Here is a 13,083-nt window from a genome sequence, read left to right on the forward strand (position 1 = left end):
TTCCTCCTCCGGGAATTAGCCCTTCAGACCCAAACGTTCACCCTGATAAGAACCGTCCTGAACGGGCTTCCACCAGGCTTCGTTCGCCAGATACCACTGCACGGTTTTTCGCATCCCGCTTTCGAACGTCTCTTCCGGCGTCCAGCCAAGCTCGCGCGCGATTTTCGCCGCGTCGATGGCGTAACGTAAGTCGTGCCCGGGACGATCGTCGACGAACGTTATCAGCTCGCGGTAGTGCGCGATACCCTGCGGTTTATGCGGGGCGAGGTCTTCCAGCAGATCGCAAATCGTCTCGACCACGTCCAGATTCTTACGCTCGTTATGCCCGCCAATGTTGTAGGTTTCGCCAACCACGCCAGTCGTTACAACGCGGTACAGCGCCCGGGCGTGATCTTCCACATACAGCCAGTCTCTGACCTGCTGCCCGTTGCCATACACCGGCAGCGGTTTGCCCGCCAGCGCGTTAAGGATCATCAGCGGAATCAGTTTCTCCGGAAAATGATACGGGCCATAGTTATTGGAGCAGTTGGTGACAAGCGTCGGGAAACCGTAGGTGCGCAGCCAGGCGCGAACGAGATGATCGCTGCTGGCTTTCGATGCGGAGTACGGGCTGCTCGGCGCATATGGCGTGGTTTCGGTAAAGAAATCATCCGTGGAGTGCAGGTCGCCATACACTTCGTCAGTGGAGATATGGTGAAAACGGAACGCGGATTTCTTCTCTTGCGCCAACGCGCTCCAGTACGTTCGTACCGCTTCCAGCAGCGTGTACGTGCCCACGATGTTGGTTTCGATAAACGCCGCCGGACCGTCGATGGAGCGGTCAACGTGGCTTTCTGCCGCCAGGTGCATTACGCAGTCCGGCTGATACTCCGCGAATACACGGTCCAGCGCGGCGCGATCGCAAATATCGACCTTTTCGAAGGCAAAGCGATCGCTTTGCGCAACTGACGTCAGGGACATCAGATTTCCGGCGTAGGTGAGTTTATCAACCACCACGACAGCGTCCGCCGTCTCGTTAATGATATGTCGCACCACCGCCGAGCCGATAAAGCCCGCGCCGCCCGTCACCATGATCCGTTTCATTAGCGCCAGACTCCCTTCGTATCAACCACGTACTGCTGGCAAACGGCGTCGCCAGAGATGGCTTTAAATTCATTGTGATCGACCAGCATGACCAGCACATCGGCCGTTTGCAGCGCGTCATCCAGTTTTGCCAGCGTGCAAAGTCCGTCCAGCTTTTTCGGCAACTGGTGGATATTGGGTTCGACCACCAGCGTTTCGCCGCTGTGCCACTGCGCGATACTCTGCGCAATCCCCATCGCCGGGCTTTCACGCAGATCGTCAATATTCGGTTTGAAGGCCAGGCCAAAACAGGCAATTTTCACTTCACTGGCGCGTTTATTGGTCGCTGTCAGGCAGTCCGCCACGGCGGCTTTAACGCGATCGACAACCCACTGCGGCTTGCCGTCGTTAACTTCACGCGCAGTGCGGATTAGCCGCGACTGCTGTGGATTCTGCGCCACGATAAACCACGGGTCGACGGCGATACAGTGCCCCCCCACGCCAGGACCTGGTTGCAGGATATTGACGCGCGGGTGGCGATTCGCCAGACGAATCAGCTCCCAGACGTTAATCCCCTGCTCGGCGCAAATCAGCGACAGTTCGTTGGCAAAGGCAATGTTTACGTCGCGGAAGCTGTTTTCCGTCAGCTTGCACATCTCTGCGGTGCGTGAGTTGGTCACCACGCACTCACCTTCAAGGAATATCTTGTACAGTTCGCTGGCGCGCGCCGAACAGACCGGCGTCATACCGCCAATCACGCGGTCATTCTTAATTAATTCAACCATGACCTGCCCTGGCAAAACGCGCTCCGGACAATATGCAATGTTGATATCCGCCTGCTCACCCGCCTGTTGCGGAAAGGTGAGGTCCGGGCGCATTTCGGCCAGCCACGCGGCCATCTGCTCGGTGGCCCCTACCGGAGAGGTGGATTCAAGAATCACCAGTGCGCCTTTTTTCAACACTGGCGCGACCGATTTTGCCGCTGCTTCGACGTAGGCCATGTCCGGCTCATGTTCGCCTTTAAAGGGCGTAGGCACTGCAATCAAGTAGGCATCCGCTTCGGGTGGCGTAGTGGTCGCGCGCAGATAGCCACCTTCAACCGCCGTTTTCACGACCTTATCAAGATCTGGCTCAACAATATGGATTTCACCGCGGTTGATCGTCTCCACCGCATGTGGATTGACATCCACCCCAATGACCTGCTTTTGGCGCGAAGCGAAGGCAGCCGCCGTCGGCAAACCGATATATCCCAGCCCAATAACAGAAATGGTAGAAAAACTCATAGCGATATCCGATTGTTTTTTAATGCATATAAAATTCGGCTACAAGCCTGCCCGTCGCCGTACGGGTTATGGGCGCGGCTCATGGTCTGATATTCGTTTTCATCGTGCAGTAAACGCGAGACTTCTTCGACAATACGCCGGGTGTCGGTACCCACCAGACGCACTGTGCCTGCAGTAATCGCCTCTGGACGTTCAGTGGTTTCGCGCATCACCAGCACCGGTTTACCCAACGACGGTGCCTCTTCCTGAATGCCGCCGGAATCGGTCAAAATCAGCCAGGCGTGATTCATCAGCCAGACGAAAGGCAGATAATCCTGCGGCTCAATCAGCATCACGTTTTCAACATGACCGAGAATGCGGTTGACCGGCTCGCTAACGTTTGGATTCAGGTGGACTGGATAGACGATTTGCACGTCCTGATTGGCGGCCGCAATTTCTGCCAGCGCATGGCAAATCTGTTCAAACCCTTTGCCGAAGCTTTCACGGCGATGACCGGTCACCAGGATGAGCTTCTTATCCGAGTTCAGGAAGGGATATTGTTCAGCCAGTTCTGAGCGCAGCGTATCGCTTGCCAGAACCTGGTCCCGCACCCAAATCAGGGCATCAATCACCGTGTTGCCAGTCACAAAAATGCGGTTATCGGCAATATTTTCCCGCAGGAGATTCTGGCGGGAGTTTTCCGTCGGCGCGAAATGATACATCGCCAGACGCCCGGTCAGCGTGCGGTTAGCTTCTTCTGGCCAGGGAGAGTAGAGATCCCCGGTGCGCAGCCCCGCCTCAACGTGTCCAACGGGAATACGCTGGTAGAAGGCGGCAAGACTGGTCGCTATTGTGGTTGTAGTATCGCCATGAACCAGCACGACATCCGGTTTAAATTCAGCGAGGATGGGCTTCAGCCCTTCCAGTATCCGACAGGTAATTTCTGTCAGTCCCTGACCAGGCTGCATAATGTTGAGATCGTAGTCAGGTACGATGGAAAAGAGGTTTAAGACCTGATCGAGCATTTCCCGGTGCTGCGCAGTCACGCAAACCTTGGTCTCGAAATAGGGATCTTTTTCCAGCGCATGCACCAGAGGCGCCATTTTAATGGCCTCCGGTCGCGTACCAAATACAGTCAGTACTTTCACATCGATTCTCTTCGAATAGTCAGTGAGGCCCCAGCCCCTCACTGTGGCAGTAGTGCTAAATCGTGCGACGGCGGGTTAAGGCGACACCTGCGCCGATAAGCCCTCCGACGATACCCCACATCACCATCAGGAAGGCGCGGCGCGGGCTATCGCGTTTTACCGGCTCTTCCGGCGTACGCAAATAGCGATAGGTCTGAAAACGTGGATCCAGTGTCGGACCGACGTTCAATGTATTTAGCATGGCTCGGTTTTGGAAGTAATCCAGATCGAAGGAGGGGCCGACCGCCTGTAAGTTTTCGAGGCGAGCCTGAAGCATCGGACGCCCAAGCAGGAACAGCTCAGAATCCGGCAATTCGTCGGTGGGAACATCGGTCGCTGTACGAGAGATATTCTGCTGTTCAGCGATTTTGAGCGCCTGCTCAATGCTGTTAACGCGGCGGGAGAAAATGGCTTTCGCGACCTCTTCCTGGCGTTTAACCTGCGCTTGCATTTGTACCGTGCGCGCCGCCCATGCGCCTTTGAGTTCATCGTTGAGATGACTTGCCGCACGCTGGCTGGCGAAAGCGACATACTGACGCAGCAGGTTATTGGCATCGGGCGCCGTTTCTGCTATGAGTTTCACGCTGTCGTTAATCGCTCGGGTGAAATCACCGGGGGTAAACTGGATATTATTAATCAGCTCATCCAGCATCGCGTTATCCGCTTTGCTGTTGTCCACCATCCGCTGCTTGTAATAGTCCGTCTGCCGCCAGAAATCGCGACGCGTATCCCAGGAGGCCAACTGCATCACGAACTCTTTGTACGCGTCGTCCATAACCGACGTCTGTTCAGCAGGCGACTCGTTGGCTTTGACATCCAGATTACGTAAGAACTGCTGCTGGGAGTAGTACCCCCCCAACATATTCACCGTAGGACGATCGGAGATGGCCGTCGCACTCCACTCTTGTCGTGCAAAAAAGGTATACGCCAGCGCAATAAGCGCAAATAACAGCGCAATCCCGACAATCCAACCCTTTCCAGCCCACAAAGTACGAAATAAACCCCGAATATCCAGTTCATTTTCAGCGCTCACGGCGTGTGCCCTCGGTAATGATTGAGTCATCGCACCCTCGATTTACTTGGTTAATTTTGGATTGTTATCACGGTTTTTTCGTAGTCTGCGCTTCATCCGTTTGATAAATCTCGCCACTTTCCATGCACGCTTAATACAGTAGCCGTAAAGGAAGAATGCTAGCAAAAAGAGCACCAACATGACCCATTCAGGAACGAAATGAGAATATTCCGCAGCCACCCCAATAGATGCCAGAATAGCCGCGGCAAGGGTGATCAGGACAAATGCTTGCCGGGAAGTAAAACCGGCTCGCATGATCAAATGATGAATATGCTGGCGATCGGGCGAAAAAGGACTCATTCCTTTACGCAACCGACGGTACATAATCGCGACCATATCCATCAGCGGAATAGCAATAATCCACAGCGCGGTCACCGGGCTTATCGGGTGCGTTTTACCCTGAGTGGTTTCTAACAAGATCCAAATTACGGTAAAGCCAATCAGCGTACTGCCCGCATCGCCCATAAACACTTTATAGCGACGCCCCAGCACACCCAGGTTGAGCATAATATAAGGCAGGATGGCCGCAATCATGGCAAAGCACCAGATGGCGAGGCTTGTCTGACCATCGAACCACAGGATGAGCCCCATCGCGGCAAACGACACGCTGGAGAGCCCTCCCAGTAATCCGTCGATACCATCAACCATGTTAAATGCGTTGATTGCAGCCCATACGGCGAACAACGTCAGGAAATAACCGAAGGGGCCGAGCACCATCTCCCATGGGCCAAAGATATAACCCAGGCTGCTGAGGTAGAGCTTACCGACCACCATCATTACTACACCAATGGCGGCCTGAATGGTGGCGCGAATTTTTACGCTGATATCAAAGCGATCGTCCAGCGCACCGATAAATACCAGTACACCCGCACAAGCCAGATAGAGAGCAGCATGAGGAATATAATAGTTAACAATCCCGAAAGTGAAGCAAATACCCGCGTAAACCGAGATGCCTCCCACTAACGGAATAAGACCCTGGTGGCGCTTGCGGAAGTTAGGTTTATCCACTAAACCCACTTTTTTTGCGACCTTCCGTGCAAAAAACAGGAACAGTGTCGTGAATAAAAAAATACTGATGAGATCAGTACTGACTGTCAGTAAATTCACAATGCATGCTCTCAGAGAAAATGATTAGCCGAAGTATAACCACGAAGCCCTCTATTCAGAAGGGAAACTCCATTCCGAACCGTCTGTTTTGTATAATTTTTAACCATGCAATGCTATTGCAGAACGGAACGCCAGCAAAGGGATGTGATAACACATATTTATCAGTGTGGCGTTAAGATTACAGACATAAAAGCAAAACGCCACGTAAAAACGTGGCGTTTTCGAAGGGGAGCCCAATTACGAGCGCTTCATCATGTCGAAGAAGTCGTCGTTAGTCTTGGTCATCGCCAGCTTGTTAATGAGGAATTCCATTGCGTCGATTTCACCCATCGGGTGGATAATTTTGCGCAGGATCCACATTTTCTGCAGCTCTTCCTGAGTGGTAAGCAGCTCTTCTTTACGGGTACCGGAACGGTTGTAGTCGATAGCCGGGAAGACGCGTTTTTCAGCGATCTTACGCGAGAGGTGCAGTTCCATGTTACCGGTGCCTTTAAACTCTTCGTAGATAACTTCATCCATTTTGGAGCCGGTATCGATAAGCGCGGTAGCGATGATGGTCAGACTGCCGCCCTCTTCCACGTTACGTGCCGCACCGAAGAAACGCTTCGGACGATGCAGGGCGTTGGCGTCCACACCACCGGTCAGAACTTTACCGGATGCCGGTACGACGGTGTTGTAGGCACGTGCCAGACGGGTGATGGAGTCGAGCAGGATGATAACGTCTTTCTTGTGCTCAACCAGGCGTTTCGCCTTCTCGATCACCATTTCCGCTACCTGAACGTGGCGAGATGCGGGTTCGTCAAAGGTTGAAGCAACCACTTCACCTTTAACCAGACGCTGCATCTCGGTCACTTCTTCCGGACGTTCGTCAATCAGCAGCACCATCAGCACACAGTCTGGGTGGTTGTAGGCAATGCTCTGCGCGATGTTCTGCAACAGCATGGTTTTACCCGCTTTCGGCGGTGCAACAATCAGACCACGTTGACCACGGCCAATCGGCGACGCCAGATCCAGAACGCGTGCCGTTAAGTCTTCGGTAGAACCATTACCACGTTCCATACGCAGACGAGAGTTTGCATGCAGCGGGGTTAAGTTTTCGAAGAGGATTTTGTTACGGGCGTTTTCCGGTTTGTCATAGTTAACTTCGTTAACTTTCAACAGCGCAAAATAGCGTTCGCCTTCTTTCGGCGGGCGAATCTTACCTGAGATGGTATCACCAGTGCGGAGGTTGAAACGACGGATTTGGCTAGGGGAAACGTAGATGTCATCAGGACCGGCGAGGTAGGAGCTGTCTGCGGAGCGGAGGAAACCAAATCCATCCTGCAATATCTCCAGCACACCGTCACCAAAGATATCTTCGCCACTCTTTGCGTGCTGCTTCAGGATGGCAAAAATAATGTCCTGCTTGCGCATACGAGCCAGATTTTCCAGCCCCATATTTTCGCCGAGAGTGATCAGCTCAGAAACCGGCGTATTCTTTAATTCGGTAAGATTCATAATGGTGTGAGTTCTTAAACTTGGGGTAAATCTCGAACTTAATGTTGTGAATGGTATGGCAGGGTCATCCATGCCTGTTTACGGCCATCAATTCATGTCTGTTCGCTGTCTGGTCACAAGAAGGTACGCAGAACTGAAACGACAAGACGGATTGAATGATAAGGCCTTGAATCTGTCCACTTCTCGCGCGAGAAAAAACGGGAAGTACTGGAGTAAATCAAGATTCAAACTTAATAAGGTATGCTTACTACGAAGTCAACACTAACTTAGCACGACTCAAGTCGGGCGTCCAGTCATCCTAAGCAATTAGGAATCAGGTCGCCCGAACGAGAGGCTTCCTGCTTAGGCCAGGTTGGCGTCGAGGAACTCTTTCAGCTGGCCTTTGGACAGTGCGCCCACTTTGGTTGCAGCTACTTCACCATTCTTGAACAGCAGCAGGGTCGGGATGCCACGGATGCCATACTTCGGCGCAGTGCCTGGGTTCTGGTCAATGTTCAACTTAGCAACCGTCAGTTTTCCCTGATATTCGTCAGCGATTTCATCCAGAATCGGGGCGATCATTTTGCACGGTCCGCACCACTCTGCCCAGAAATCGACGAGGATCGCCCCGTCCGCTTTGAGTACTTCCGTGTCAAAACGGTCATCAGTCAGGTGAATAATTTTATCGCTCATATATAACTCCACAGGAATAAGCCTTGCTTGTTGGTGTAACATTAACCAACTAAAGGTTGACTTTATTTCACCGGATACGCTTTCGTAAAGCAATAGTAAGCTGATATTCTACCACACTATGAGCAAAACACATTTAACAGAACAGAAGTTTACCGACTTCGCCCTGCACCCTAAGGTAATCGAAGCCCTTGAAAACAAAGGCTTTCATAACTGCACGCCCATTCAGGCTCTCGCACTGCCGCTAACGCTGGCAGGTCGTGATGTTGCAGGGCAGGCGCAAACCGGTACCGGAAAAACGATGGCGTTCCTGACGTCAACGTTTCATTATCTTCTCTCTCATCCCGCGATTGCCGATCGCAAGGTGAACCAGCCACGCGCTATTATTATGGCGCCGACGCGTGAGTTAGCCGTGCAGATCCACGCCGACGCTGAGCCGCTTGCACAGACCACGGGTCTGAAGCTGGGACTCGCTTACGGCGGTGACGGCTACGACAAACAGCTTAAAGTGCTGGAAAGCGGCGTCGATATTCTTATCGGCACCACGGGTCGTCTGATCGACTACGCAAAACAGAACCACATCAACCTGGGCGCGATTCAGGTTGTTGTCCTCGATGAAGCCGATCGCATGTACGATCTGGGCTTTATTAAAGATATCCGCTGGTTGTTCCGCCGCATGCCGCCGACGACGCAGCGCCTGAACATGTTATTCTCCGCAACCCTTTCTTACCGTGTTCGTGAACTGGCGTTTGAACAGATGAACAACGCCGAGTACGTTGAAGTCGAGCCAGAGCAGAAAACCGGCCACCGTATCAAAGAAGAGCTCTTCTATCCTTCTAACGAAGAAAAAATGCGTTTACTGCAAACGCTGATTGAAGAAGAGTGGCCCGATCGCGCCATTGTTTTCGCCAACACCAAACATCGTTGCGAAGAAATCTGGGGTAGTCTGGCGGCTGACGGTCATCGTGTAGGTCTGTTGACCGGCGACGTGGCGCAGAAAAAACGCCTGCGTATTCTTGATGAATTCACCCGTGGCGATCTGGATATTCTGGTCGCCACCGACGTTGCTGCACGCGGCCTGCATATTCCAGCAGTAACGCACGTCTTTAACTTCGATCTCCCGGATGATTGTGAAGACTACGTGCACCGCATTGGCCGTACCGGTCGCGCGGGCGCAAGCGGGCACTCTATCAGCCTCGCGTGTGAAGAGTATGCGCTGAACCTCCCGGCGATTGAGGAGTACATTGGTCACTCGATTCCGGTGAGCAAATACAATCCGGAAGCGCTGATGACTGACTTGCCGAAGCCGCTGCGCCTGACGCGCACACGCCCGGGAAATGGTCCGCGTCGTGCTGGCGCACCGCGTAATCGTCGTCGTTCAGGTTAAAAAATATGTTTAGCTCCACCTCAATTTACGCCGCTATTGATTTAGGTTCGAACAGTTTTCATATGCTGGTTGTACGTGAGGTGGCAGGAAGCATCCAGACGCTCACGCGAATTAAACGTAAGGTGCGTCTGGCTGCTGGCCTGAATAGCGAAAATGTCCTCTCTGCTGAAGCAATGGAGCGCGGCTGGCAATGCCTGCGTCTGTTTGCTGAGCGTCTGCAAGACATTCCTCAACCGCAAATTCGCGTGGTCGCTACGGCAACGCTGCGCATCGCCGTGAATGCCGGTGAGTTTATCGCCAAAGCGCAGGAGATCCTCGGCTGTCCGGTCCAGGTCATCAGCGGGGAAGAAGAAGCGCGTTTGATTTATCAGGGCGTGGCCCATACTACCGGCGGCGCAGATCAGCGTCTGGTGGTGGATATCGGCGGGGCCAGTACCGAGCTGGTGACCGGCACGGGTGCGCAAACCACCTCGCTGTTCAGCCTGTCGATGGGCTGTGTCACCTGGCTTGAACGCTACTTTACCGACCGCAATCTGGCGCAAGAAAATTTCGACGAAGCAGAAAAAGCGGCGCGTGATGTGCTGCGTCCGGTTGCCGACGAATTGCGCTACCACGGATGGAAAGTCTGCGTTGGCGCCTCTGGCACCGTCCAGGCGTTGCAGGAAATTATGATGGCGCAAGGGATGGATGAACGTATCACCCTCGCCAAACTTCAGCAGTTAAAACAGCGGGCGATCCACTGTGGTCGTCTTGAAGAGCTGGAAATCGAAGGGTTAACGCTGGAGCGCGCGTTAGTCTTCCCGAGCGGGCTGGCCATTCTGATCGCCATTTTCACCGAGTTGAATATTCAGTGCATGACGCTGGCGGGGGGAGCGCTGCGTGAAGGACTGGTCTATGGAATGCTGCATCTCTCTGTTGATCAGGACATTCGTAGTCGCACATTGCGCAATATTCAGCGTCGTTTTATGGTGGATACCGAACAGGCGCAGCGTGTCGCTGGACTGGCGGTTAATTTTCTCGATCAGGTCGAGAATGAGTGGCATCTGGAGCCGATCAGCCGTGAACTTCTGATCAGCGCATGCCTGTTGCATGAAATTGGCCTGAGCGTTGATTTTAAGCAGGCCCCCCAGCATGCGGCCTACCTGGTGCGTAATCTCGATTTGCCTGGCTTCACGCCGGCGCAGAAAAAGCTTCTTGCCACACTGCTGTTAAACCAGACCAATCCGGTCGACCTTTCTTCGCTGCATCAGCAAAACGCCGTACCGCCGCGCGTGGCTGAACATCTCTGTCGTTTACTCAGACTGGCGATTATCTTTGCCAGTCGCCGACGTGACGACCTCCTGCCCGCGATTTCCATGCGAGCTGACAATGAAATTCTGACGCTGACGTTACCTGAAGGCTGGCTGGCGCAGCATCCGTTGGGGAAAGAGTTGATTGATCAAGAAAGCCAGTGGCAAAGCTATGTCCACTGGCCGCTGGAAGTGCGGTAATTGTTGATTTGCCGGATGGCGCTCGCGCGGATCCGGCCTACGACTTCTCTTTTGCTTTTGCCATCATGGCGCGAATATTCGCGATGCTGGCCTGCCCCTTCTGCATGCGTTCTTCGGCACTGACCACTTTACGCTCCTGCTCCCAGATCAGATCGTCCTGCGGTAACTCCAGCAGGAAACGACTTGGCTCCGGACGCACCAGTTCACCGTACTGACGACGCTCTTTACACAACGTAAAGATCAGCTCTTTCTGCGCACGGGTGATCCCAACATAGGCCAGACGGCGCTCTTCATCGATATTGTCTTCGTCGATGCTGCTCTGGTGCGGCAGAAAGCCTTCCTCCATGCCCACCATAAACACGTAAGGAAATTCCAGACCTTTCGAGGCATGCAGGGTCATCAGTTGAACCTGATCCAACTCTTCTTCGCTTTCGCCGCGCTCCATCATGTCGCGCAGGGTGAACCGGGTGACAACCTGGGTCAGCGTCATTGGTTCGTCCAGTTCGCTGCCTTCCAGCATTTCGGTCATCCAGCTAAACAGCTGGTTGACGTTTTTCATCCGCATTTCAGCGGCTTTTGGACTCGGCGAGGTTTCATACAGCCAGGATTCGTAATCAATGCCATGAATAAGATCGCGCACGGCCGCAATCGGCTCACGCTCTGCCAGACGCTGTATCTCACCCAGCCAGTGGGTAAAGCGGGTGAGGGAATCATAACCGCGCCCGGTGAGGGTCTGGCTCAACCCCATGTCAAAGCTGGCGGTAAACAGGCTTTTATTGCGCGTCGTCGCCCACTCACCCAACTTTTGCAGCGTGGCGGGGCCGATTTCGCGTTTTGGTGTATTCACAATGCGCAGGAATGCACTGTCATCATCCGGGTTGGTCAATACCCGCAGGTAGGCCAGCAGATCTTTGATCTCCGGACGCGAGAAGAACGATGTGCCGCCGGAAATTTTGTACGGAATACGGTTCTGCATCAGGAATTTTTCGAACACCCGTGCCTGATGGTTGCCGCGATACAGAATGGCGTAATCTTTATATTCCGTTTTGTTCACAAAGTGATGAGCGATCAGCTCCCCGGTCACCCGCTCAGCTTCATGTTCTTCATTGTTGGCGCTCAATACCTTGAGTTCCGCGCCATAGCCCAGTTCAGAGAAAAGGCGTTTTTCAAATACGTGTGGATTATTGGCAATCAGGATATTTGCCGCCTTCAGGATGCGCCCGGAAGAACGGTAGTTCTGCTCCAGCTTGATCACCTGCAGCGCCGGGAAATCCTGGCTTAACAGCACCAGGTTTTGCGGCCGCGCGCCGCGCCAGGAGTAGATTGACTGGTCATCGTCACCCACCACGGTAAAGCGCGCGCGATTCCCCACCAGCAGTTTTACCAGTTCGTACTGGCTGGTGTTGGTATCCTGGTATTCATCCACCAGCAGATAGCGAATCTTATTCTGCCAGCGTTCACGTACCTCTTCATTTCGCTGAAGCAGCAGTGTCGGCAACAGAATGAGATCGTCGAAATCAAGCACGTTACAGGCTTTCAGATGCGCGTCGTACAGGCTATAGCAGTGGGCGAAAATGCGGTCTCGCTCACCGATAGCGGTAGCCGCCGCCTGAGCGGGCGTTTTGAGATCGTTTTTCCAGTTGGAGATCGTGGAGATCAGTTGCTGGAGAACAAGCTTGTCATCCTCAATCAGACCCTCGGTCAGCTCTTTCAACAACGCCAGTTGGTCCGTATCGTCGAACAGCGAGAAATTCGATTTCATCCCCAGCGCCGCGTATTCGCGTTTAATCACTTCCAGACCCAGGGTATGGAAGGTAGAGATCATCAGTCCGCGCGCCTCTTTTCGCCCAAGCGTCTGGCCGACACGCTCTTTCATTTCGCGCGCCGCTTTATTGGTAAAGGTGACCGCCGCAATGTGCCGTGCCTGATAGCCGCAGCCACGGATCAGATGGGCAATTTTATTGGTGATGACGCGCGTCTTACCGGAACCCGCTCCTGCCAGCACCAGGCAAGGTCCGGTGACGAATTCGACTGCTTGTTGTTGGCCGGGGTTTAAACGCATAGGAAATCGTGCTCAATCTTCGAACGGGGGAGGAATTGTAGCAGAAAGCGAGGCAGAGATTGAGCGTTCCGTTTTCTCGCGCTTAGCCGCCTTTGAAAGAAAAATAACCTCTCGTATGCTCGCTATCAATAATTGATTCCTGAACAATACCCTACAGCGATCACACGGAAAAAGTTTAACAACGGAAGCAGGTAGAGCTGAATTAACGTCTTGAGTTTAAAAGCAAAACAGTAAAAATATTCATGCACTGCTGCTTCTGTTTGTACAAATCAACAAAAAAGGGGCCGT

At 53.3% G+C, this 13,083-nt stretch carries 11 protein-coding genes; 2 read left to right on the top strand and 9 right to left on the bottom strand.

Annotation, left to right across the window (positions count from 1 at the left end):
• Positions 1-15: 15 nt before the first annotated feature.
• The 8 genes from rffG to trxA all read right to left on the bottom strand — a co-directional run bounded on the left by rffG (position 16) and on the right by trxA (position 7,859).
• Positions 16-1,083 (bottom strand): dTDP-glucose 4,6-dehydratase, encoded by a 1,068-nt coding sequence (gene rffG, locus HVY19_RS20275; RefSeq protein ID WP_181682358.1) that lies wholly within the window; start codon positions 1,081-1,083, stop codon positions 16-18.
• The gene (gene wecC, locus HVY19_RS20280; RefSeq protein WP_181682359.1) at positions 1,083-2,345 is read right to left on the bottom strand and encodes a UDP-N-acetyl-D-mannosamine dehydrogenase; all 1,263 of its coding nucleotides are present in this window, start codon (positions 2,343-2,345) and stop codon (positions 1,083-1,085) included. The genes rffG and wecC overlap by 1 nt, the downstream gene beginning before the upstream one ends.
• The gene (gene wecB, locus HVY19_RS20285) at positions 2,342-3,472 is read right to left on the bottom strand and encodes a UDP-N-acetylglucosamine 2-epimerase (non-hydrolyzing) (protein WP_181682360.1); all 1,131 of its coding nucleotides are present in this window, start codon (positions 3,470-3,472) and stop codon (positions 2,342-2,344) included. The genes wecC and wecB overlap by 4 nt, the downstream gene beginning before the upstream one ends.
• Positions 3,473-3,527: 55 nt before the next feature.
• Positions 3,528-4,574: an ECA polysaccharide chain length modulation protein gene (gene wzzE, locus HVY19_RS20290; protein WP_181682361.1), complete on the bottom strand. Its 1,047-nt coding sequence runs from the start codon at positions 4,572-4,574 to the stop codon at positions 3,528-3,530.
• 12 nt (positions 4,575-4,586) lie between these two features.
• Positions 4,587-5,690, bottom strand: a complete 1,104-nt coding sequence (wecA, locus tag HVY19_RS20295) for a UDP-N-acetylglucosamine--undecaprenyl-phosphate N-acetylglucosaminephosphotransferase (RefSeq protein ID WP_181682362.1) — start codon at positions 5,688-5,690, stop codon at positions 4,587-4,589.
• 237 nt (positions 5,691-5,927) lie between these two features.
• Entirely contained in the window at positions 5,928-7,187 is a 1,260-nt protein-coding gene (rho, locus tag HVY19_RS20300; protein WP_002437993.1) for a transcription termination factor Rho, read from the bottom strand.
• A gap of 87 nt (positions 7,188-7,274) precedes the next feature.
• Positions 7,275-7,367, bottom strand: a complete 93-nt coding sequence (locus HVY19_RS20305; RefSeq protein WP_181684341.1) for a rho operon leader peptide — start codon at positions 7,365-7,367, stop codon at positions 7,275-7,277.
• A gap of 162 nt (positions 7,368-7,529) precedes the next feature.
• Positions 7,530-7,859 (bottom strand): thioredoxin TrxA, encoded by a 330-nt coding sequence (trxA, locus tag HVY19_RS20310; protein WP_181682363.1) that lies wholly within the window; start codon positions 7,857-7,859, stop codon positions 7,530-7,532.
• 118 nt (positions 7,860-7,977) lie between these two features.
• Between trxA and rhlB the strand changes: the two genes are divergently transcribed.
• Positions 7,978-9,243, top strand: a complete 1,266-nt coding sequence (gene rhlB / locus HVY19_RS20315) for an ATP-dependent RNA helicase RhlB (RefSeq protein ID WP_181682364.1) — start codon at positions 7,978-7,980, stop codon at positions 9,241-9,243.
• Between the two features lie 5 nt (positions 9,244-9,248).
• Positions 9,249-10,733 (top strand): guanosine-5'-triphosphate,3'-diphosphate diphosphatase, encoded by a 1,485-nt coding sequence (gppA, locus tag HVY19_RS20320; RefSeq protein WP_181682365.1) that lies wholly within the window; start codon positions 9,249-9,251, stop codon positions 10,731-10,733.
• Between the two features lie 37 nt (positions 10,734-10,770).
• Here gppA and rep read toward each other — a convergent pair whose 3' ends face one another.
• Positions 10,771-12,795, bottom strand: a complete 2,025-nt coding sequence (gene rep / locus HVY19_RS20325) for a DNA helicase Rep (RefSeq protein ID WP_181682366.1) — start codon at positions 12,793-12,795, stop codon at positions 10,771-10,773.
• Between the last annotated feature and the right edge of the window lie 288 nt (positions 12,796-13,083).

This window comes from Citrobacter sp. RHB25-C09, assembly GCF_013836145.1.
In the GTDB taxonomy this organism is placed as follows: Bacteria; Pseudomonadota; Gammaproteobacteria; order Enterobacterales; family Enterobacteriaceae; genus Citrobacter_A.

Bases quoted from the DNA above. Each gene is read 5' to 3' on its own strand.
- rffG (WP_181682358.1), bottom strand. From the start codon at position 1,083: ATGAAACGGATCATGGTGACGGGCGGCGCGGGCTTTATCGGCTCGGCG.
- wecC (WP_181682359.1), bottom strand. From the start codon at position 2,345: ATGAGTTTTTCTACCATTTCTGTTATTGGGCTGGGATATATCGGTTTG.
- wzzE (WP_181682361.1), bottom strand. From the start codon at position 4,574: ATGACTCAATCATTACCGAGGGCACACGCCGTGAGCGCTGAAAATGAA.
- rho (WP_002437993.1), bottom strand. From the start codon at position 7,187: ATGAATCTTACCGAATTAAAGAATACGCCGGTTTCTGAGCTGATCACT.
- trxA (WP_181682363.1), bottom strand. From the start codon at position 7,859: ATGAGCGATAAAATTATTCACCTGACTGATGACCGTTTTGACACGGAA.
- rhlB (WP_181682364.1), top strand. From the start codon at position 7,978: ATGAGCAAAACACATTTAACAGAACAGAAGTTTACCGACTTCGCCCTG.
- gppA (WP_181682365.1), top strand. From the start codon at position 9,249: ATGTTTAGCTCCACCTCAATTTACGCCGCTATTGATTTAGGTTCGAAC.
- rep (WP_181682366.1), bottom strand. From the start codon at position 12,795: ATGCGTTTAAACCCCGGCCAACAACAAGCAGTCGAATTCGTCACCGGA.